20 protein-coding genes are annotated in these 21,736 nt (G+C 61.8%); 10 read left to right on the forward strand and 10 right to left on the reverse strand.

Annotated elements, in window-relative coordinates; translation table 11 throughout:
* Nucleotides 1–68: 68 nt before the first annotated feature.
* Genes ACWKWM_RS07205 through ACWKWM_RS07225 form a run of 5 tightly spaced genes read left to right on the forward strand, consistent with a single transcriptional unit; the run spans nt 69 to nt 5,028 of the window.
* Nucleotides 69–794 carry an amino acid ABC transporter permease gene (locus ACWKWM_RS07205; RefSeq protein ID WP_483845476.1) on the forward strand — a complete coding sequence of 242 codons (726 nt, stop codon included), beginning with the start codon at nt 69–71 and terminating at the stop codon, nt 792–794.
* A gap of 27 nt (nt 795–821) precedes the next feature.
* Nucleotides 822–1,580 carry an amino acid ABC transporter ATP-binding protein gene (locus ACWKWM_RS07210; RefSeq protein ID WP_483845477.1) on the forward strand — a complete coding sequence of 253 codons (759 nt, stop codon included), beginning with the start codon at nt 822–824 and terminating at the stop codon, nt 1,578–1,580.
* 9 nt (nt 1,581–1,589) lie between these two features.
* Nucleotides 1,590–2,759 (forward strand): M20 family metallopeptidase, encoded by a 1,170-nt coding sequence (locus ACWKWM_RS07215; protein ID WP_483845478.1) that lies wholly within the window; start codon nt 1,590–1,592, stop codon nt 2,757–2,759.
* Nucleotides 2,756–3,853: a mandelate racemase/muconate lactonizing enzyme family protein gene (locus tag ACWKWM_RS07220; RefSeq protein ID WP_483845479.1), complete on the forward strand. Its 1,098-nt coding sequence runs from the start codon at nt 2,756–2,758 to the stop codon at nt 3,851–3,853. The genes ACWKWM_RS07215 and ACWKWM_RS07220 overlap by 4 nt, the downstream gene beginning before the upstream one ends.
* Complete coding sequence (locus tag ACWKWM_RS07225) at nt 3,853–5,028, forward strand: M24 family metallopeptidase (protein ID WP_483845480.1); 1,176 nt, start codon at nt 3,853–3,855, stop codon at nt 5,026–5,028. Before ACWKWM_RS07220 ends, ACWKWM_RS07225 begins: the two co-directional genes overlap by 1 nt.
* A gap of 399 nt (nt 5,029–5,427) precedes the next feature.
* Here ACWKWM_RS07225 and ACWKWM_RS07230 read toward each other — a convergent pair whose 3' ends face one another.
* The 3 genes from ACWKWM_RS07230 to ACWKWM_RS07240 all read right to left on the reverse strand — a co-directional run bounded on the left by ACWKWM_RS07230 (nt 5,428) and on the right by ACWKWM_RS07240 (nt 8,518).
* Nucleotides 5,428–6,633 (reverse strand): pyridoxal phosphate-dependent aminotransferase, encoded by a 1,206-nt coding sequence (locus ACWKWM_RS07230; protein WP_483845481.1) that lies wholly within the window; start codon nt 6,631–6,633, stop codon nt 5,428–5,430.
* 103 nt (nt 6,634–6,736) lie between these two features.
* Nucleotides 6,737–7,510, reverse strand: a complete 774-nt coding sequence (locus ACWKWM_RS07235; protein ID WP_483845482.1) for an SDR family oxidoreductase — start codon at nt 7,508–7,510, stop codon at nt 6,737–6,739.
* 51 nt (nt 7,511–7,561) lie between these two features.
* On the reverse strand, nt 7,562–8,518 hold the full coding sequence (locus tag ACWKWM_RS07240; RefSeq protein WP_483845483.1) for a GntR family transcriptional regulator: 957 nt from the start codon (nt 8,516–8,518) through the stop codon (nt 7,562–7,564).
* 168 nt (nt 8,519–8,686) lie between these two features.
* Here ACWKWM_RS07240 and ACWKWM_RS07245 point away from each other — a divergent pair, with 168 nt between their 5' ends.
* The 3 genes from ACWKWM_RS07245 to ACWKWM_RS07255 all read left to right on the forward strand — a co-directional run bounded on the left by ACWKWM_RS07245 (nt 8,687) and on the right by ACWKWM_RS07255 (nt 11,533).
* Entirely contained in the window at nt 8,687–9,610 is a 924-nt protein-coding gene (locus ACWKWM_RS07245; RefSeq protein WP_483845484.1) for a dihydrodipicolinate synthase family protein, read from the forward strand.
* Nucleotides 9,611–9,685: 75 nt separating this feature from the next.
* A complete protein-coding gene (speB, locus tag ACWKWM_RS07250; RefSeq protein WP_483845485.1) occupies nt 9,686–10,651 on the forward strand; it encodes an agmatinase in 966 nt (321 codons plus the stop codon).
* An 87-nt stretch (nt 10,652–10,738) separates the two neighbouring features.
* Nucleotides 10,739–11,533, forward strand: a complete 795-nt coding sequence (locus ACWKWM_RS07255; RefSeq protein ID WP_483845486.1) for a transporter substrate-binding domain-containing protein — start codon at nt 10,739–10,741, stop codon at nt 11,531–11,533.
* Nucleotides 11,534–11,949: 416 nt separating this feature from the next.
* On the opposite strand, the gene ACWKWM_RS07260 is transcribed toward ACWKWM_RS07255, so the two are convergent.
* Both ACWKWM_RS07260 and pxpB read right to left on the reverse strand, forming a co-directional pair.
* Nucleotides 11,950–12,915 (reverse strand): 5-oxoprolinase subunit C family protein, encoded by a 966-nt coding sequence (locus ACWKWM_RS07260; RefSeq protein ID WP_483845487.1) that lies wholly within the window; start codon nt 12,913–12,915, stop codon nt 11,950–11,952.
* Nucleotides 12,912–13,643: a 5-oxoprolinase subunit PxpB gene (gene pxpB, locus ACWKWM_RS07265; protein ID WP_483845488.1), complete on the reverse strand. Its 732-nt coding sequence runs from the start codon at nt 13,641–13,643 to the stop codon at nt 12,912–12,914. The genes ACWKWM_RS07260 and pxpB overlap by 4 nt, the downstream gene beginning before the upstream one ends.
* An 84-nt stretch (nt 13,644–13,727) precedes the next feature.
* Here pxpB and ACWKWM_RS07270 point away from each other — a divergent pair, with 84 nt between their 5' ends.
* Nucleotides 13,728–14,591, forward strand: a complete 864-nt coding sequence (locus ACWKWM_RS07270) for a LamB/YcsF family protein (RefSeq protein ID WP_483845489.1) — start codon at nt 13,728–13,730, stop codon at nt 14,589–14,591.
* 478 nt (nt 14,592–15,069) lie between these two features.
* Here ACWKWM_RS07270 and ACWKWM_RS07275 read toward each other — a convergent pair whose 3' ends face one another.
* Nucleotides 15,070–16,320 (reverse strand): D-amino acid dehydrogenase, encoded by a 1,251-nt coding sequence (locus tag ACWKWM_RS07275; protein ID WP_483845490.1) that lies wholly within the window; start codon nt 16,318–16,320, stop codon nt 15,070–15,072.
* Between the two features lie 133 nt (nt 16,321–16,453).
* Here ACWKWM_RS07275 and ACWKWM_RS07280 point away from each other — a divergent pair, with 133 nt between their 5' ends.
* Entirely contained in the window at nt 16,454–16,810 is a 357-nt protein-coding gene (locus ACWKWM_RS07280; protein WP_483845491.1) for a RidA family protein, read from the forward strand.
* On the opposite strand, the gene ACWKWM_RS07285 is transcribed toward ACWKWM_RS07280, so the two are convergent.
* Genes ACWKWM_RS07285 through ACWKWM_RS07300 form a run of 4 tightly spaced genes read right to left on the reverse strand, consistent with a single transcriptional unit; the run spans nt 16,807 to nt 21,725 of the window.
* Entirely contained in the window at nt 16,807–18,255 is a 1,449-nt protein-coding gene (locus ACWKWM_RS07285) for an N-acyl-D-amino-acid deacylase family protein (protein ID WP_483845492.1), read from the reverse strand. The genes ACWKWM_RS07280 and ACWKWM_RS07285 overlap by 4 nt on opposite strands.
* 2 nt (nt 18,256–18,257) lie before the next feature.
* Complete coding sequence (locus tag ACWKWM_RS07290) at nt 18,258–19,901, reverse strand: ABC transporter ATP-binding protein (protein WP_483845493.1); 1,644 nt, start codon at nt 19,899–19,901, stop codon at nt 18,258–18,260.
* The gene (locus ACWKWM_RS07295; protein WP_483845494.1) at nt 19,898–20,773 is read right to left on the reverse strand and encodes an ABC transporter permease; all 876 of its coding nucleotides are present in this window, start codon (nt 20,771–20,773) and stop codon (nt 19,898–19,900) included. Before ACWKWM_RS07295 ends, ACWKWM_RS07290 begins: the two co-directional genes overlap by 4 nt.
* 10 nt (nt 20,774–20,783) lie before the next feature.
* Nucleotides 20,784–21,725: an ABC transporter permease gene (locus tag ACWKWM_RS07300; RefSeq protein WP_065832352.1), complete on the reverse strand. Its 942-nt coding sequence runs from the start codon at nt 21,723–21,725 to the stop codon at nt 20,784–20,786.
* Nucleotides 21,726–21,736 lie beyond the last annotated feature (11 nt).

A 21,736-nucleotide genomic window follows, 5' to 3' on the forward strand; every position in this document is an offset into this window, starting at 1 on the left:
GCCTGATCACCAAGAAGCCGTGGCGCCGCAAAGGTTCGGCGCCAGGCAATTTCACGTGAGGACGCATCATGTCGCTTGAACTGGTTTGGCAATACCTGATCTCCCCGGCGTTTTTCCACGGCGCCGTGACCACCCTGCTCATCACTTTGTACTCGCTGGTGTTCGGCGTCGGTGTCGGCGTTGTGATTGCCCTCCTGCAAGACAGCCAGACCCGCGCGGGCCGCACCTTGGCGCTGATTTATCTGTGGCTGTTTCGCGGCACTCCAGTGCTGTTTCAGATCATCTTCATCTACAACGTGCTGCCCACCTTCGGCATTCGTCTGTCGGCAATGGTCAGTGCTGTCTTGGCGCTGTCGCTCAATGAAGGCGCTTACATGGCGGAGATCATCCGCTCCGGGATGCAGGCCGTGAAAAAGGGTCAGCGCACCGCTGCCCTGGCGCTGGGCATGAAGCCCTTTGCGGTGTTGCGCCATGTGGTGATTCCTCAGGCCACGCGAATGATCCTGCCGCCCATCGGCAATCAGATGGTCGGCATGCTCAAGCTCAGCGCGCTGGTCTCGGTGGTGGCAGTTGAAGAATTGATGCTGGTGGCGAACCAGACCGCCAGCTCCAACTTCCGCTATTTCGAGGCGCTTACGGCCGCCGGTATCTACTACCTGGTCCTGACCACGATTTTCATGGGCGTTCAGGCGTTGATCGAACGCAAGCTCGATCCGAAGAGACGCCGCAAAGGTCCGCGCATCAGCCTCACCGAACGCATGCTCGGTACCTCACGCGGCGCCACCGTTCGTTAGGCCTCTGTCCGCCAGGAGCAAACCCACATGCAAAAAAATCTCTCGGGCAACGGCAAACCGCTGCTGGAACTGATCGGCATCGACAAAAGCTACGGCCCGTTCAAGGTGTTGAAAAACTGCTCACTGAACGTGCGCACCGGGGAAACGGTGGTGATCATCGGGCCCTCAGGCTCCGGTAAATCGACCCTGCTGCGCTGCGTCAATCAACTGGAACCTGCCGATGGCGGCGACCTGTTCTTCGAGGGTCGGCGCATCGACTACGACAAGCGCAACGTCCACCTGCTACGGCGGGACATCGGCATGGTGTTCCAGAACTTCGAGCTGTTCTCCCACTTATCGGTGGTGGAAAACATCATGCTCGCACCCATGAAGGTGCTCGGCATGAGCCGCGCTGATGCACACGACATCGCGGTCGAGTTGCTCGGCAAAGTGCGTATTCCGGAAAAGGCCGACGCCTACCCGGACGAGATTTCCGGCGGTCAGCAGCAGCGCGTGGCCATCGCCCGTTCGCTGGCGATGAAACCCAAAGTCATGCTCTACGACGAGCCCACCTCGGCCCTGGACCCGGAGATGATTCGCGAAGTGGTCGACGTGATGGCCGAACTGTCCAGCGAGGGCATGACCAGCCTGGTGGTGACCCACGAGATGGGTTTCGCCCGCCGCGCGGCAGACCGCATCGTGTTCATGGAGAGCGGCGAAATCATCGAAAACGCCAGCAATTCGGACTTTTTTGGCGGGGCCGTCAACCCGCGCACTCGCCATTTTCTCGATCAGATCCTGCACTGAGATCCCCCAATGAATCAGCAACCCGACTTTGCCCGCATGAAACGCGACCTCGCCGCCCTGGTGGCGATCAACACCGAAAATCCGCCCGGCCATGAGCTTGAAGCGGCTCAGCACTTGAAAGTACTGCTGGAGGCGGAAGGTTTCGACCTGTCGCTGTCCGAATACAAACCCGGACGCGTGAATGTGATCGCCTCTTTCGCCAACGGCCCGGGCCCGACCTTTGCCTTCAACACCCACATCGACACGGTGCCCGCCGGCGAAGGCTGGAGCACCGATCCGTTCGTGCTGCACGAGGCCGACGGCAAACTGTACGGGCGTGGCAGCTGCGACGCCAAAGGTCCGATGGTGGCGATGATCGAAGCCACGCGCATGCTGATCGCCTGTCGCGGACAGTGGTCCGGCACGTTGATGGCGGTGTTCACCGCCGATGAAGAAATCGCCAGCGAAGGCGCCAAACATTACGTCGCCCACCAGCCACCCCATATCGACTTCGCGGTGATCGGCGAGCCCACATCTAACGCTGCATTCACTGCGCATAAAGGCAGCTTGCGGCCATTGGTGCGCGTGCATGGCGTGACAGCACATTCCGGCACGCCGCATCTGGGTGAGAATGCAATTTACCGCGCCGGGCAGTTGCTTGGCCTGATCGAGCAGCATCATGAGACCTCGGTCAAATGCCACTGCCACGCACTGGTCGGCGAAGCGAGCCTGACCGTCACCCGGATCAACGGCGGACACGCTGACAACGTGCTGCCCGGTGCCTGTGATCTGTTGCTGGACCGGCGCATGGTGCCGGGGGAAAACGAAGACGCGGTCAAGGCCGAAATCGAACAACTGCTGGCCTTGGCCAACGAGCGCTTTGGCGTGCGCGCCGAAGTGCTCAAGTACATCCCCACCACCGGCGGCGCGACTGAAACCGCGCAATCCGAACCCATCGTCCAGGCCAGCCTCGCCGCCTGCCGCGAGCACAATCATGGCAACGCTGGCCCGTTCGGCTTTCAGGGAGGCTGCGACCTGGTGCACTTTCGTAGCCTGGGCACCACCGGCACTGTGATCGGCCCCGGCACTCTGGCCGTAGCGCATAAACCGGACGAGTTCGTGCCCATTGACGAGTTCATCGCCGCCAGCCTGATTTACCGGGACATCGCCCTGCAAATGCTGCCGCTGGAGCGCGCATGAGCCTTGCCGTTTCGCTGCGTCGTGCCGATTTGCATTACGGCAACGGCGTGCAGCTGCACACGGCGGCGTCGGGCAGCGTCGGCGAGCTTCAGGCGTTGTATTTGTGTCTGGACGACGGCCAGCATCAGGCCGTTGGTGAGGTGCGAATCAACATTGCTTATCTCAACGGCTATGAGCCCGATGAAGTCATCGCCCACGCGTTGCAGGCGCTCTCGACGCTGCCTTGGCAGCAGGAACCCGAGCAATTGATGACTGAGATGCCGCAATGGGCCGCCGCGCTGAGCATGCCCGTGCGCACACTCATCGACTGCGCCCTGCATGACCTGATTGCGCGCCGCGCCGGTCTGCCGCTGGCGCAATGGTTGGGTGCCCCGGATGCGGACGTTCGTTATGCCAGCAACCAGACGCTTTTCTGGTCGCCGCTGGAGGTTTTTCTGCAGCAGTCCCAAGCGTATGTGGACCGCGGCTTTCGCGACCTAAAGGTGCGCATCGCCGTGGGCAGTTTTGAAGAGGATGTGACGCGATTACAGGCCTTGCGCGATCGCTTTGGCGACAGCATCAAAATCGCAGTCGACGCCAATGGACAGTGGACACCGCAACAAGCGCCGAACTACCTGGAAGCGCTGGCGCGATTTGATCTGGCCTACGTCGAACAACCCATCGCCTCTGGCGACTGGCGCGCCATGGAGCGGCTCGCCGAGCAAAGCCCGCTGCCGCTGATGATCGACGAAGGCCTGGCGGGCAGCGAAGATCTGGACCGCCTGTGCGGCCTGCGCGGCAAGGTTTGGGCGCACCTGAAACTGGTGAAGATCGGCGGCATCGCGCCCTGCGTGACCGCTGCAAGGCGGCTGACCCAGGCCGGTGTCACCTGCATGATCGGCCAGATGAACGAAGGCGCGGCTGCCACCGCCGCCGCGCTGCATGTGGCCTGCGTCACGCAGCCACGATTCGCCGAACTGTACGGCGCCGATGGAGTTTGTGACGACCCCGCCCGCCCCCTTCACTACCAGGATGGTCAGGCCTGGATGCCCACCGCTCCGGGACTGGGCATCACCCTTGATCTGAACAAAACTCAACTGATTCGGAGTTTCTGATGAACCTAGCGCCCCCCGTCAACGTACGCCAAGGCAGCGAGTCCGCGTTCGCTGCACATGAATATGCCGAACGCGTTATCCGCGCCAAAGCCAACATGGTTCAGGCCGGCATCGACGTGATGATCGTCACGGGTCCGGAAAATATTTTCTACCTGACCGGCCAGCAAACTCCCGGCTACTACACGTTTCAAGCACTGGTGCTGCCGGTGGACGGCGAGCCGATGTTCGTGATTCGTCAGCTCGAATATTTCAACTTCATCGCCAATACCTTCATCAGCGATGCGTCGGTGTATCTGGACGGCGATGATCCGGTGAGTTTTCTGGTGGCCGCTATCGAGCAAAAAGGCTGGAGCCACCGCCGTATTGCCATCGACAAACGCGGCTGGTTCTTGCCCATCGCAGTGTATGAATCGTTGCAGGCCAAACTGGGCACTATCCATGACGCGGCTGGCGTGGTGGAAAAGCTGCGTGCAGTGAAATCGCCGGCTGAAGTGGAGAAACTGGAGTTCGCTGCGCGCTATGTCGATGCAGGGATGCGCGCCGGCATGAATGCCGTGCGTGAAGGCGCTACTGAAAACGATCTGGTAGCGGCAATGCTTCAGGCCTCGATTGCCGCAGGTTCGGAGTACATGGGCATGGAGCCGCTGGTGTCGAGCGGTCCGCGCACCGGCATTCCCCACGGCACCTGGCGCCGCCGCACCCTGCAAGCGGGTGAACCTGCGTTTCTGGAAATGGCCGCCAGCCACGATCGCTATCACGCGGCGTTGATGCGCTGTGCCTGGCTGGGTAAACCGCCGTCGATTGCCGTGGAGATGGAAAAGGTCTGTCAGGACGCCTTGCAGGCGGCACTGGATGCGTTACGTCCGGGAGAGCCGTGCGAAGCTTCACACAACGCCTGTCAGGCGGTGATCGATCGCGCCGGATTCACCGATGCGTTCAAGAAACGCACCGGTTACTCGGTGGGGGTTTCGTTTGCCCCTGACTGGGGCGAAGGCTCGATTCTGAGCCTGTACAGCGGCGTCAAAACCGAGCTGCAACCGGGCATGTGTTTCCACATCCCGCCGGCGTTGCGCATTTACGGCGAGTTCACGGTGGGCGTGAGTGAAACAGTGGTCATCACCGAAACGGGGTATCGGGTACTGGGCACGCTAGAGCGTCCATTGCTGCTGATCTGACCCACGATTCGTTCGGCATCCCGTGCGGGTGGCCGCTGCGGTACACCCGTTACGCCCCATCGCGGCCTCGCGCTGCTCGGCTGCTCCTACAAGGATGTGGGTTCGCCGCGAAGGCGTGGCCAGCCGCCAAACCTGTAGGAGCTGCCGAAGGCTGCGAAACTCAGTGTCAGGCAGACCGTAATCGCAGCCTGCGCAGGGCTCGGCAGCTCCTACCGGGGATGTGTGTTCGCCGTACATTCTCGGATGAACCCGCAACCGTGGAAGCGGACCTGTCCGCGAATAGGCCGTTACAACCGCATCTGTCGCGCCTGATTTGCCTTCCCGGACAGGTCCACTCCCACAGATTTTTGCATTCGACGTCTGATCGCAACGCCCCCATTCAAGATGCACGCGGCTTAATCAGACCAACTGACCACACGCCGCTTCGATCCGCTGACACGCATCGTCCAGCAGTCGATCATCCACCGCGTAAGCAATGCGCAGATAACCCGGCGCACCAAACGCCGAGCCATGCACCGTGCCCACCTTCGCCTCATCGAGCAGATAGCTGGCAAAGTCAAAGTCATCGACAATCACCTTGCCTTCGGGAGTGTGTTTGCCGTACATGCCCTGGCAATTGACGAACAGATAAAACGCCCCCTCCGGCATCGCGCAGGCCAGCCCGGTGATGCGCCCGATACTGCCCAGCACGCGATCCCGGCGTTCGGCAAGCCTGCCGATCCAGTCGTCGATAAACCCGGTGCCGCCATCCAGCGCTGCAATCGCCGCCGCCTGGGAAATCGAGCTCGGGTTTGACGTGCTTTGCGATTGCAGAACCTGCAACGCGTCCACCAGCCATTTCGGCCCGCCTGCGTAGCCAATTCGCCAGCCGGTCATGGAGAACGCTTTGGACAGACCGTTGACCGTCAGCGTACGAGGCAGCAAGCGCGGCTCGACCTGCGCAGGCGTGAAAAATGCCTGACCGAAACGGGTGTGCTCGTAGATGTCGTCAGCCAGGATCAGCACGTGCTCGTGACGCAACAGCACGTCCGTCAGCGCCTTGATTTCGGCCTCGCTGTACACCGCGCCGGTCGGGTTGTTGGGCGAGTTGAGCAGCACCCAACGAGTCCGTTCGGTGATGGCGGCTTCAAGCGCTCCCGGCTGAAGTTTCCAGCCGTCGGCCTCATGGCACTGCACGACGATGGTTTCACCTTCTGCCAGCGACACCATGTCCGGGTAAGACACCCAATACGGTGCGGCAATGATCACCTCATCGCCCGGATTTACCGTCGCCATCAGCGCATTGAAAATCAACTGTTTCGCGCCTGCACCGGCGATGACTTCGCCAGCGTTGTAGCTCAGGCCATTCTCACGGCTGAATTTATCGATGATCGCCTGCTTGAGACGCGCGCTGCCAGGCACTGCGGTGTACTTGGTTTCACCGGCATTGATGGCCTCAATACCGGCCTGGGCGATGTGCGCAGGCGTAGGGAAATCCAGCTCGCCCTCACCCAGATTGATGACTGAATGCCCTGCTGCGGTCAACGCGCGGACCTTGTCGGAGATTTCGGCCGTGGGCGATGGCCGGACACGGCCCATTCGCCGGGCCAGAAGCGGTGTGAACATAGCGGTTCTCTCTCAGTAATTGCATGCAGGGGTACAGATTGCTCAATCGATTCAGACGCGACTCATGGACGCAGTGGTCGAGATTGATCAATCGGAACGGTGTTCAGATGCTGCGAATCAGTCCGCCGTCCACCCGCAAACTGGTGCCGGTGATATAGCCCGCACGGGCGCTCGCGAGAAAGGCCACCGCGTCGGCGAACTCGGCAGGATCGCCATAACGGCCGACAGGAATGGTATGGCGCGAGGCCTCTGCAATCGCGTCTGCGGTAGAGCCCGTGCGTTTGGCTGCCGCTTCGTCCAGCTCGCCAACCCGCGCCGTGGCGATACGACCGGGGATGACCGAATTGACCGTGACGCCCTCGGCCGCGACTTCGCCTGCCAGGGTCTTGGCCCAGCCGATGATGCTCGCGCGCAAGGTGTTGGAAATGCCGAGATTGGCGATCGGCTGCACAACGCCGGAGGACACGACGTTGATCACCCTCCCCCAATTGCGCTCGCGCATGCCGGGAAGCAACGCGGCGGTGATCTCGAACAGCGCGCTGACCATGCTGTCGAACGCGCCCTGCCACTGGGCGGTTTGCACGGCGCTGATTGCCCCCGGTGCAGGGCCGCCACCGTTATTGATCAGGATGTCGTAGCCGCGACCTTCGGCCAACAGACCTTCGAGCGCAGTGCGCCGCTGGGTTGCATCGGCCAGGTCCAGCACCAGGTAATCGGCTTCGGCGCCTTGGGCGACAAGCTCCGCCACCGCATCCGCAAGCGCTTCACGCCGACGGCCACACAGCGTAACCGCAGCACCTTCGGCAGCCAGCGACCGGGCAATCGCCAGACCCAGACCACGACTGGAGCCCAGCACCAGAGCTCGTTTACCTTGCAAACCTAAATCCATGAAAACCTCTCGCTACAGGATGGATCGCTCCCAAGGGAGCTAATCCGGAATCGGGACAACGGCTGCCTTACGCGGCGCGCGGGGTTTTGCGGGCGCTTTGCCCACACGGGGTTTTCCGGGCTGGGCCGCGTCGTCGGCGTGTGTCAGGTGTCTGCGCATCAGCTCGCTCGCCTCGGCGTAGTGCCCGTGCGTCACCGCGTCGATGATCGCCAGGTGTTCGGTGCACCAGTCACGTACCCGTCGGCGGTTGGCGTAACCGGCAAATTCCAGCAGCTTGCGAAGGCGGTTCTGCTGCTGAATGGCCTGAATCACAAAGGTGTTACCGCCGAACTCAGCGAACATTTCGTGAAACTGCGCGTCGGTTTCGAACAATTGCGCGTTGCTGACCGCCGCCGAATCGGAATGGCTGGCCAGATACAAATGCTGCAACCGCGAGCGCTCAAGGGCGGCGGCGTTAGGCGTGAATTGCGGCTGGAGAAAGTTGGCCGGCTCCACCATCAGACGAAACCGGTAGCCGCTGCGCAGGGCTTCGTCGTTGTCCAGCGTGGGCAAGAAGCTCCAGCCATGCCCTTTGTTGCGAATCAGCAGGCCGTCCTCGGCCAGGCGCGTCAGGGTTTTCATCAGCGTGACCCGGTCGACGTCGTAGCGCTTGGCGATTTCGGTCTGGGTCAGGGAATTGGCTATCTCTCCGCTCAGCCGGTCATTCACCAGCCGCTCATACAGCGAATCTTCAAGACTCGATGAAACGCTCAGTTCCACCCGCTGCAGGGCATCGAAGGCCTTGAGCAGGAAAAAACCCTGATTGCGTCGGGCTTCGACAATCCCTTCCTCGACCAGCAGTTTCAGCGCGTTGCGGATCGGCGTGCGGGAGACGCCTAACAAGTCGGCAATCTGTTGTTCGCGCAGATGATGCCCAGGCTCGAATTTCGCCTTGCGCACGAAATCGAGAATCTGGTTAGCCAGACGGCGGCTGTTCTGACCCGGTAACGAAGCCATGGACACAAAACCTCAAAAATAAAGTGCGCACATCCTATCAAGGACGCTCACCGCTGCCGTCTGCCCAAGTGAAAACAGAGGCATCCGTTGCACGAAAAATTATTGTACATATGAATACAGATAATACAATATTCGATCACTCTGACGAACAGCCCCCAGGGAACACCCATGCAGAACCTTCAAGAATGTCGCGAACGCCTTCACGGTATCTTCAACATCACAGTCACCCCCTTCACTAGCAGCGGTGAGTTCGATTACCCGGCCATGGCCGAGAACATCGAGCGGGTCATTGCGCTGGGTTACGACGGGTTGCTGATCGGCGGAACGTACGGCGAGTTCGCTGTCATGACCTGTGAAGAGCGCGCCGACATGTTCCGCAAGGTCATGGCCATCGTGGGCGACCGAGTGCCGGTCATGCTGTGCACCGCAGGCTCCGACAGCCGCGACGTGCGTCAATTGACACAGCTGGCCGGCGACCTCGGCGGCCTGCCGATGGTCACGCCGCCATTCGTGTCCGAGATCACCGATGCCCAGATCGTCAGCTTCTTCGAGCAGATGGCGCCGCTGTCCAAGACCGGCATTCTGATCTACAACGCACCCGGTATTGGCATCACCCTCTCGGTGCCGGTGATTGAACAACTGGCGCAAATCGAAGGCGTGGTGGGTTTGAAACAGGGCGATCTGACGCCCACGGTCATCGACCGTATCGCCAACAAGCTGGGGGGCAAGGTTCGACTGTTCTGCGCCTCGGACCTGGTGTTCAGCGGCCCGATGATGGCGGGCTTTGACGGCATCAGTTCCACCAACAGCGGTGCATTGCCAGAGCTGATTTTGGCAACCTTCCGCGCGCTGCAAAACGGCGACGCAAAGCTGGCCATTGAATTGCATCGTCTTTGGTTCCCGCTGCGTGAACTGGCGCGCAAACACGGCCAGCCGCAAACCACCAAAGCCATCATGAATCTGCGCGGCTTCAAAGGTGGCTCAGTGCGCCAGCCATTGCTCGACCTGCAGGGGCCGGCGCTTGAAGACGTGGCCGTTGCATTGCGCGCACTGGCCTGCGATCCGCGCTCGGCGATTGTGCTGCCGGCGTAGGCCCAAACCTGATGAGGACTGGCGATGCCTCGCGCATGCCGAGTCCCGAAACACGAATTGCAACAGGAGCACAACATGAGCGTACTACCCACCGATTCCCTCTCTACCCCGCGGTTCTGCGGAGTGCCGACTTTCATGCGTTTACCGATGGCCACCACACTGGAAGGCTTGGATGCCGCAGTCATTGGCCTGCCGTCCGATTCGGGTGCGGCGTTCCGTACCGGCGCACGTTTTGCGCCCAATGCCGTGCGTGCTATGTCGGTGATGCTGCGCCCGGTAAGCCCGTACCGCGACAACATCAATATTTTCGAAACCCTGAACATCGCCGATGCCGGTGATGCGGCAGTGGTGCCCGGTTACGAAGAAGACTGCCTGGAACGGATCGAACAAGCGGTGGCCGGGCTGGTGAACGCCGGCGTCGTGCCATTCGGTATTGGCGGCGATCATTCGGTGACGCTGGGCGAACTGCGCGCCGTAGCGGCCAAGCACGGTCCCGTTGCCTTGGTGCAGTTCGATTCCCACAGCGACACTTGGGACAAGTACTTCGCCGACAAGCTCTACAGCGCCGGTACGCCGTTTCGTCGCGCCGTAGAAGAAAACCTGGTGGACCCCGCGCATTCGATCCAGATCGGTTTGCGTGGCTCGCTGTTCCGTCCCACCGACATCACCCAGTCCATCGACTTGGGCTACGAAGTGGTGACCACCGATCAAATGTTCGAAATGGGCATCCCCGCCCTGGCCGCGCGCATCCGCGAGCGCACTGGCGGGCGTCCAACCTTCATCACCTTCGACATGGATTTTGTCGATCCGGCCTTCGCACCTGCGGTCGAGACGCCGGAAGCCGGTGGCCCGTCGGCCCGCGAAACACTCCTGCTGTTGCGTGCCCTGAACGGCATCAACCTGGTGGGTTGCGATGTCACGGAAATCAGCCCGATGTACGAAGGCGCTGGCCAGATCACTTCGCTGCTTGGCGCCACAGTGCTCAGTGAGTTCATGTCGCTGCTTGCCAGTGAGCGGCTGAAAAGCGCGAAACCTGCCTGATCCACTTGCCTGACTTGATGGAATAAAACCCCGGCCTGCCCGCCCAACGTCCCGCGTTCAACATTAACCAGCAAAGAGAGCGTGACCATGAAAGTCAGAAATATCGTGCAAATGTTCGCGGCAGTGTCGGTGCTCGCTTTTGGCACGTTGGCCAGTGCCGATGAACCGCTGGAGCTGATCCGTCCAGGCAAATTGCTGGTAGCCACCGAGGGCACGTTCCCGCCGTTCAGCATGCGCAGCGCAGGAGGTCAGCTTGATGGCCTGGAAATCCGAGTGATGAAAGAAGTCGCCCGGCGCTTGAACCTGGAATACACCCCGGTGTTGATCAAGTGGGACGCTCTGCTGGTAGGCCTGGCCGCCAATCAGTTTGATGTGATCAGCGCGGCGATGGACATCACGCCAGGCCGTCAGGAGCAGATTCTGTTCTCCGACGGCTGGCTGGAATCGGGTGGGCGCGTGGTTACACCGCCGAACTCGTCGATCAAATCCGCGGCGGACCTGAAGGGCAAAAACGTCGGCGTGCAGGTGTCCACCACCTTCAGCGCGATTGCCGAAGAGAAAGGCGGCGTGCTGAAAAACTACAAGGCCGAATCCGACGCGATCCAGGACTTGATCAACCACAACACCGATGCGGTGATCACTGATTCCATCAGCGCCGCCTACCTGATGAAAACCGTGCATCTGCCGATCGTCATGACCGACGATTACGTCAGCCACATCCAGAAAGGTTTTGCCTTCAAGCTGGGCAAAAACAATCTGGTCAAAGCGGTCAACAAAGCGCTGGCGGACATGAATGCCGACGGCACCTACGCCAAGCTGACGCTGGATCTGGTGGGCTACGACCCGGCACCGAAAGAGCCGATCCGCTCGATCTTCAAATAACCGATCAGAAGCGAGGCCGCGGGTTTTGCTTTTGTTAGCGTGAACTCAAAAACCAGCGGCGCCGCTGACTCACTGTGGGAGCGAACCTGTTCGCGAAGACGGTGTTTCGGACGATAGAGAGGGAGTGAATGTACCGGCCCCTTCGCGGACAGGTCCGCTCCCACGGGTTTTGCATCCTCCTGGGACCTGGGCGCACGCGGCACCAACGGATCGGCGTGAACTCAAAAACCAGCGGCGCCGCTGATTCACTGTGGGAGCGAACCTGTTCGCGAAGACGGTGTTTCGGACGATAGAGAGGGAGTGAATGTACCGGCCACTTCGCGGACAGGTCCGCTCCCACGGGTTTTGCATCCGCCTGGGACCTGGGCAGCGCGAAGGAGCTGTTGGCGAGGCTTGCGCTGACGGACCGCAAGCCATCAACTGCGCCGGCGATAACGCATCAGCAGTTCATCCAGATAAGCATTGAGAAGCACCTGGCGCTCGCACCACAAATCTTCGGCGTCCTCCACTGACACCTCGGCAAAGCTCAGCCAGTCACCTGGCTTGAGTTGGCCCAGCCTTGCCAGATCGGCGCGTATCACGGTGGCGATTTTCGGATAGCCGCCAGTGGTCTGACGGTCATGCATGGCGATGATCGGATGACCACTGCCGGGGATTTGCACGCTGCCGGTGCTGATGGCGTCCGAGACGATGTTGAAGCCTTTCAGATGAGCGATCACCGCGCCCGTCATGCGGTACCCCATGCGGTCGCTCTGGCCTGATACCTGAAAGGACTCGCTGAGAAAGCGATGGATTTCGAGGGCGGAAAAATGCCCCTGCTGCGGGCCCAAAACGACACGCAGCGGCTGATGTTCACGCTGGGGCAGAAGGCGCTGCCCCGGTGCTCGCGCGGCAGTTGGCAGGTATTGCGAAGGCCCCGCCAGCGGTAACTCGTCACCTTTGGCCAGTGCCCGCCCGGCAAAACCGCCCAGTGCGCCGCGCATCAATGTCGAGACGCTGCCCAGTACCGGTTCGGCAGCGAACCCGCCCGCCACCGCGAGATAGCCCCGCGCCCCGCTGAGCGCCCGCCCGACCTTGAGCACAGCATCCGAGCGCAGCACATGGCACTGGTACGGCGTGACCGGCTGATCATCGATGAACACTTGCATGTCGCCTGTGACCGCAATGACACAGCCGCCCTGCCCGACCCGAAACTGCCCGCCCACCAGAGTGAACTCCAGCGCGCCGGTCCCTGCCGGATTGCCGACCAGTGCGTTGGCAATGGCGAAGCTCAACTCGTCCAGCGCGCCGGAGGGCGGCACGCCGCGATCTTCATAGCCGGTGCGGCCGCGATCCTGCAGCGTGGTAAGCAGCCCGGGATTTAAAACGTGAAGACTGCTCATGTGCGCCAGGTCCATTGCGGGAGGTAATCGGGCTGTGCCCAGAGGTCGTCGAACTCGTCGGCACTGATGGGCGTGAAGCGGATTTCGTCACCGGCGCCAAACAGAAACGGCTCCTGGCGCGAGGGTACGAAACTGCGCGCGGGGGTCTGACCGATCAAGTGCCAGCCGCTGGGCGCTTCAACCGAGGCCACGGCGGTTTGCATGCCGCCAATGCTGATTGAACCCGCTGGAGTTTTCAGGCGCGGGGATTCGCGGCGCGAGGTGTGCAGTTGTTGATCCAGGCCGCCGAGATAGGCGAACCCGGGCATAAAGCCGATCATGTAAACGCGGTAGCTGACAGCGCTGTGCAGGCGGATGACCTCTTGCGGGTCAAGCTGATGATGCTCGGACAGCCACAGCAGATCGATGCCGTGGTCGCCGCCGTAAGCCACCGGCACCTCCCAACTGCGCACGGGCGCGGCTTGCTCATCGGGCTCGGCGAGCAGGCGCTCAATGTGCTCGATCAATCGGGACTGACGAATCCGCGTGCAGTCGTAGGCCACAGTCAACGCGCGGTAGGTGGGGATCAGGCCCGTAACGCCATCGATGCTCGCATCGGCCACACGTTTTGCCAGTGCGGTGACGCGCTGATTGACAGCTGCATCGATCACTTCGCCGAAATCGATATACAGCGCATGATCGGCGATGGGCGCAATGCGCAAAGACGACTCCTGCTGCTCGGTGTTCAATGCTCGACTCTCCGGTGACCGCTGGAATGCTTTTGGAATACCAGAAGTATTCTGGCAATATGCTGTTGCGAAAGATAGCCCCGGATGGCTCGTAAACAACTTGATTCAACCCGGGTCACTGCCCCGGTCCGACCGATTCACGATGACCTCAATCGTCTCACAGGTGACTGCATGCTGATCGACTTGAACTGCGACATGGGCGAAGGCTACGGCGCCTGGAAGATGGGCGATGACAGCACAATGCTCGACATCGTGAGTTCCGCCAATATCGCCTGCGGATTCCACGCAGGCGACCCTGACATCATGTTCGACACCACTGTCCTGGCCCGGCAAAAAGGTGTGGCGGTGGGTGCCCATCCCAGCTTTCTCGACCTGCACGGCTTTGGTCGTCGGCAGATAAGGGGCGACAGTCCCGCCCAGATCGAACGCCAGATCATTTATCAGATCGGCGCCTTCAAAGCGCTGGCCCAAGCGGCAGGACTGCCCTTGCAGCACGTCAAGACCCATGGCGCGCTGGGCAACATGGCCAATGAAGACTTTGAGCTGGCACTGGCCGTGGCCCGAGCGATCAAGGCGGTTGATCCGGATTTGATCTTCGTGGTCATGCCTGGTCTTGAAACCGAGCGCGCCGGCGAACAACTGGGCCTGCGCATGGCCCGGGAGATCTATGCCGACCGGGCTTATGCCGCCAACGGCAATCTGGTCTCGCGCAAATTGCCAGGCGCCGTCATTCACGACAGCGAAATCGCCGCAGCCCGGGTGTTGCGTATGATCGAAGAGCAAGCCATCACCACCGTCGACGGCACCCGAATGCCCGTGCGCATCGACACCGTCTGCGTGCACGGCGACACCCCGGGCGCCACAGACATGGCCCGGCATCTGCGCGCGCTACTTGAAGGCGCCGGTGTGCAGATTGCGCCGATGGCAGCGGTGATCGGAGCGCGGTAGTGACGGCTCGCCTTTGATTCTGGCCGCAGGCCGTAGGAGTCCAGCTTGCTGACGATCTGGCGCGCAGCGGCAGTAACCTGGCGAACGCGGTGCATCAGGTACGACCGAGGTGTCTGGAGTCAGGACTGCTACGATCGGGCGCGACCCCGGAGCAATCGCCTGCAAGCAAGGCTCCTACGCCTTCGGCAGAAGCCCGCCTTCACCCACAGTCTGACCGTCGCAACTTGTGGGAGCGGACCTGTCCGCGAAGGGGCCGGTACAGGCAATGCATTTCTGGCGCCTGACACTCAGCATTCGCGGACAGGTCCGCTCCCACGGGCTTCTTACCCCTCTGCTCAATTCAATGACGACTCGCTTTTGATTCTGGCCGCAGGCCGTAGGAGTCCAGCTTGCTGACGATCTGGCGCGCAGCGGCAGTAAACCCGCCGCTCGCGGTGTATCAGCCACGACTGCGGAGCCTGGGCTCGCGCCGCAGCCGTTATGAACCGAGCTGAAACGGCGCCGGATCTATCGGTAACCGTTCGTTGAACATCTGCGCTACCAACAACTTTGCGCTGCCCAGTGCCAAGGTAAAGCCTAAGGCGCCTTGCCCGACGTTGAGCCACAGATTACTGAAGTCCGCCGCACGCCCCACGATGGGTTTGCTGTGAGCCGTGCTGGGGCGCAGACCGGCCCAGGCTTGCGCCTCTTTCAAATCCAGCTGCGGGAAGGTCTCGGCCACTTGCTGTTTGAGCAACGTGATCCGCACCGGGTCCACATCGGCCCGGCTGACGCCCATGTCCACCATCGCGGCGATGCGTAAGTGTCTGGCCAGCGGCGCGTAAACCACCTTGCGCGCGGCATCGGTCACGCTCAAGCGCGGCGTCTGCATCGCCGGGTCCAGCGGCACGCTCAGACTGTAACCACGCAGGGCATACAGCGGCAGTGAAATCCCCAGCGGCTTGAGCAACGGCACGCTGAACATCCCCGCCGTGACCACCACGGCGTCAGCCGCGAAATCCCCCTGATCGGTGCGCACCGCAACCACGCGCTGCCGTTCGCGCACCAACCCTTGCACCTCGACGCCCAGTGCCATGTGCACGTTGGGCATCTGCGCCAACAGGCCCTTCAAACCCTGGCAAAAACGCAGGCAGTCACCGGTTGCTTCACCGGGGGTGTAAATCCCTCCCGCCAACTCTGGACCAATCCCCTGCAGCGCAGGCTCAAGCGCCACACATCCCGGCCCATCGAGCATCTGCTGATCAGCACCCAGCGTGCGCTGCCACTCCACCATCGGCACAGAAGCGGCCAGCGCTGCCGGATCGCGATACACCACCAGTTTGCCGGTGCGGATCAGATCGAACTCCAGCGGATGCGCGGCCAGCAATTGGTCGAGGGAATCGCGGCTCAGATACGACAGGCTGAGCATCTCGCCGATCGTGCGTCGCACCTGATCGCTGTTGCAGGCCCGCAGAAAGTCCAGGCACCAGCGCCATTGCGTCGTGTCCAGTCGCGGGCGAAAACGCAACGGCGAGTCGGCACGCAACAACCACTGCGGCAACTTGCCGATCACCCCCGGATCGGCCAGCGGTGCGACGTAGCTGTAGCTCAGTTGCCCGCCATTGGCGAAACTGGTCTCTTGCGCCACATCGGCATGACGGTCCACCAGCGTGACCTGCACGCCCTGTTGCGCCAGATACCAGGCGCTGGTCAGCCCCACCACACCCGCTCCAATCACCACTACCTGCACAGCGTTCCCCTTTCAATAACGTGTTGCGACGGCGGTCATAGCACCAGGTTATGGCCGACCATCGATTTGGTCATGGCAATGCGCGACGAGGTTGGTTAGCGTTGCCGGTCCATTACCCCACCCAGGAATTGCCATGAGCATCCAGAGAATTTCCGTTAATCCACGTCTTTGCGGTGCAGTCGTCCACAGCGGGCTGGCCTGGTTGTCGGGCCAGGTGCCAGACGATCGCAGCGAGGATTGCGCTGGGCAGACCCGCCAGGTGCTGGCCAAGATCGACGCCCTGCTCGCCCAGTCCGGCAGCGATAAATCACGATTGCTGAGCGCACAGATCTGGCTCAAGGACATCAACGCCGACTTCGCCGCCATGAATGAAGTCTGGAGCCAGTGGCTGCCCGAAGGTGCCGCACCGGCCCGCGCGACCATCCAGGCAGACCTGGCGTCCCCGGACGTGCTGGTCGAAATCATGCTGACCGCAGCCACTGGCGCCTAAACCGCCACGGCGGCAGGCTGGCGCTTGAGCAAGCGCCCTTGCCGCCCCTGCACCTTGCCGTCTTCGTAGCTGACCACGCCGTTGACCACCACCAGATCAATGCCCGGCGCCTGCCGGCAAGGATCGGCATAAGTGGCGACATCCTCGATGCGCTGCATGTCGACCAGCGTCAGGTCGGCGAACGCGCCCTCGCGCAACACACCACGATCCTGCAAACGAAAACGTGTGGCTGACAGCCCGGTCATCTTGCGCACCGCCTCGGCCAGATTGAACAGTTTCAAGTCACGGCAGTAGTGCGCCAGCACCCGAGGAAACGTACCCCACAATCGCGGGTGTGGATTAGGGTCGTTGGGCAAGCCGTCAGAACCGACCATCGACAGCGAGTGCGCAAGGATCTTGCGCACGTCGTCTTCGCTCATCATGTGGTAGATCGCGCCGGCAGGACGCAGCCGCTCAGTGGCCTGCCATTGGTCAACGCCCCATTGCGCGGCGATGTCCTTGAGCGTCTGTCTGGCCATGTCCGGGTGCGGGTCGGACCAGGTGATGTAAATCTCCATCACTCCGTCCACGCGCCAGGCATCCAGCGTGGTGGAACTGGCCGAATACGGGTAACAATCGCAGTTGCAGGACTGCTCGCTAGCGGCCTTTTCCAATGCGGCAAGGGCCAGCGGCGCCCGCCCCCAGTTACCGGCGCCCGCACATTTCAGATGGGAGATCACCAGATCAGCACCCGCGTTGCGCGCGGTGGCGAAGGATTCCTGCAGCGAGTCCAGCAAGCCATCGTGCTCATTGCGCATGTGCGTGGTGTATAGCGCGCCATGGGCGCCGACGATGTCTACCAGGCGCTGCATCTCGGCCATCGGCGCCTGTTTGGCATTGGTGTACGCCAGCCCGGAACTCAGGCCGATCGCGCCAGCGTCCAGCGCGCCTTCCAGCGCCAGGCACATGGCCTCCAGTTCACTGCCCAGCGCGGCGCGATCGAACTGTTCCATCACGTTAGCGCGCAACGCCGTGTGGCCGATCAGCGCCGCGACGTTGACGCTCGGCACGGCGTGCTCGATTGCATCGACGTAGGCCTTGAAGGTCGGGTACACGAACGCGTCCCTGGCGCCCAGCAGGTTCATCGGGTCCGGCGGCACACCGGGCAGCGTGACCGGTGACGCGCTGATGCCGCAGTTGCCGACAATCACCGTGGTCACGCCCTGGGAAATCTTCGCCAGCATCTCCGGCGTGCGAATGACATTGGTGTCGTCGTGGGTGTGCACGTCGATGAAACCAGGCATCAGGCAGCGCCCGTTACCGTCGATGGTTCGCCGTGCTTCGTGGCCGCTGAGATCACCGATGGCGACGATACGATCGCCCAGGGTCGCAAGGTCGGCGGTGTAGGGCTCGGCGCCGGTGCCATCGACCACAGTGACGGCGCGAAACAGCAAATCAAATGTCATGCTCAAATCCTCTGGCCGGCGGCAAAATTCCAGCCCTTGCCGGGCACCGCGTCCATCAATTGCCGGGTATAAGGCTGCTGCGGATGGGCGAGCACATGGGCCGCCGGGCCGTATTCCACGACCTGCCCGCGATGCATCACCAGCACGTCGTCGCACAATTGCGCGGCCACCCGCAGGTCGTGAGTGATGAACAAAATCGCCACCCCCATGCGCGCCTGAATGTCTTGCAGCAATTGCAGCACTTGCGCCTGCACCGAGACGTCCAGCGCCGACACCGCCTCATCGGCGACGATCACATCCGGCTCCATCGCCAAGGCGCGGGCGATGGCAATGCGTTGGCGTTGGCCACCGGAAAACTGGTGCGGATAACGCTCGATGGCGTCGACCGGCAGACCCACCAGTTCGAGTAATTCCTGAGCCCGCGCCCACGCCTGAGCGAAAGGCACGCCGTGGTTCATCGGCCCTTCGATCAGGCTTTTGCCGATGCTGATGCGCGGATTTAGCGAGCGATTGGGGTCCTGAAAAATCATCTGGATGCGCTTGCGGTGCGGCTTGAGACTGGCGGCCGATAACTCGGAAATGTCCTTGCCGGTGACGCGGATCGCGCCATGGGTCGGCGCGAGCAAACGCATCACGCAACGGGCGACGGTGGATTTACCGGAGCCGCTTTCGCCGACGATGCCCAGGGTTCGTCCGCGCTTGAGGGTGAAGGAGACGTCGTGCACGGCACGCGTGCCTTCCCGGGCCTTGCCGAACCAGCGCCAGCCCCCGCCCGCAGGCGGATAAACTTTGCCCAATTCACTGACGTCGAGCACCACTTGGGCACTGTAGGCCTCGCGCCGTGCCGCCCGCGGCTCAAGGCCCGGCACGGCGGCCAGCAGCGCTTTGGTGTAATCCTGTTCTGGACGGGACAAGACATCGGCCACGGTGCCGGATTCGACGATCCGGCCCTGGCGCATCACGCAAACCCGGTCGGCGATGTCCACCACCACGCCCATGTCGTGGGTGATGAACAGCACCGCTGTGCCGTGCTTTTGTTGCAGCTCGCGGATCAGCTTGAGGATCTGTTGTTGAGTGGTGACGTCCAGGGCGGTGGTCGGCTCATCGGCGATCAGCAAGCGCGGCTCAAGCACCAACGCCATGGCGATCATGATCCGCTGACGCTGGCCGCCGCTGAGTTGATGGGGGTAGGCATCGTACATGCGCTCGATGTCCGGCAAATGCACCTGCGCCAACGCGTCCATCACCTGAACACGACGTTGCGCGGCGGTGAGGTCGGTGTGGGTTTGCAGCACTTCGTCGATCTGCCTGCCGACGCTGAGTACCGGATTGAGCGCGGTCATCGGCTCTTGAAAAATCATCGCCATGCGGCTTCCGCGCAGGGCCTTGAGTCGGCCATTGCTGACCTGCAACACGTCTTCGCCGTCCAGCAGAATCCGCCCGCTGGTGGCGCTCAGCGCATCCTTAGGCAGCAGGCCCAGGGTCGCCAGCGATGTCACCGATTTGCCCGATCCACTTTCGCCGACCAGACACAATGTTTCGCCGGGCCGAATTTCAAACGAGATGTCCTGCAGGATCGGCGTACCGTCCGCCGTGTTCACGCACAGGTGTTCGACCCGCAGCGTGTCGCTCAACTGCTCGCTCATGCTGCGCCCCTTTTCTTCATGCGGGGGTCAAGGGCGTCGCGCGCCGCATCGCCGAGCAAATTGATCGACAGAATGCACAACGAAAGCGCAAGACCGGCCCACAGCACCAGCGATGGCTTGAGCTGGAAATACACCCGGCCCTCGGAAATGATGTTGCCCCAGGTCGGGATTTCGGTGCCGATGCCCGCCCCGAGAAACGACAGGATCGCTTCGGTAAGAATCGCCGATGCGCAGATATAAGTGCCCTGCACGATCAGCGGCGCGAGGGTGTTGGGCATCAGATGGCGCGTGAGGATCTTGAGCGTCGAGGTGCCCATCAGCACCGCCGCTTCGACGTAAGGCTCCTCACGGGTGGACAACACGCGAGCCCGCACCAGCCGCACGACCTGGGGAATCTCCGGCACCATGATCGCGATCATGACCGTCCAGATCCCGGCGCTGCTCAGGGACACAATGGCAATCGCCAGCAGGATGCCAGGGATCGCCATCAGCCCGTCCATCACCCGCATCAACAACGCATCCAGCCCCCGAAAATAACCGGCGATCAAGCCCAACGGCAGGCCGATAAGGATGCTCAATACCGTGACGCCCACGCCGACAGTGAGGGAAATCCGCGCGCCGTAGACGATGCGCGAAAACAGATCGCGACCGTAGGCGTCGGTGCCCAGCCAGAATTCGGCGCTGGCAGGTTTCAGGCGCAAGGCCGGCGCCAACGCCACCGGATCGTGGTTGGCGACCCAAGGCGCAAAGATTGCCATGCCGATAATCATCACCAACACCACTAGCGCAATCGCCGACGTCACCGGCAAGCGTGGCAGGCTGACCAGGCGACGCCGGGGCGCGGGCAGGCTCAAGGAAACGGGTTTGCTCATGGCCTTGGCCTCAGTAGCGAATGCGTGGATCGCTGATCGCGTATGACAGATCGATCAGCAGATTGATGACGACATATACGCCGCTGGTCAGCAGGATCATGCCCTGGATCACCGGGTAGTCGCGGGCCAGCACGGCATCGACGATCAGTCGGCCCAGCCCTGGAATGTTGAACACGCTTTCAGTGACCACGACCCCGGAAATCATCAGCGCGAAACCGGTGCCGATTACCGTCAGGATCGGAATCATCGCGTTGCGCAAAGCGTGGCGGAACAGCACATGCACTTCGGCCAGGCCCTTGGCCCGCGCCGTGCGGATGTAATCTTCGCCGAGCACTTCGAGCATGCTGGCCCGGGTCATACGCGCGACCAGTGCCACATACACCGAAGACAGGGTCAGCGCCGGCAGCACAATTCTTTGCGCGAAAGGGCCCAAGCCATCGCTGATGCTGCGAAAGCCCTGCACCGGCAGCCATTTGAGTTCCAGGGCGAAGACGGTGATCAGCACATACCCGATCACGAATACCGGAATCGAAAAGCCCAGTACCGAAGTCGACATCACCAGATTGTCGATCCAGCTGCCGTGCTTCCACGCCGCCAACACACCCAGCGGCACCGAGATCAGGATGGTGAACACGATGGACACCAGCGCCAGGCTCAGCGTCGGCTCCAGCCGCTGGCCGATCATGTTCAGCACCGGCGTGTGCGCCATCAGCGAAGTGCTGAAATCGCCTTGCAGCAGTTGCCAGATCCACACGAAAAACTGCCGGTACAACGGCTGATTCAGGCCCAGGCTTTCGCGAATGGCCGCCAGTTGTTCGGGGCTGGCCATGTCGCCTGCGATGATGGCCGCAGGATCACCCGGCGACAGACGCAGCAGCAGGAACACAAACAGTGCAACCACCAGCATCACCGGAATGGCGGCCAGCACGCGGCGTAAAAAGTAACCCAGCATCAAAGCCTCCG

It is taken from the genome of Pseudomonas rosaeacicularis, from assembly GCF_057128745.1.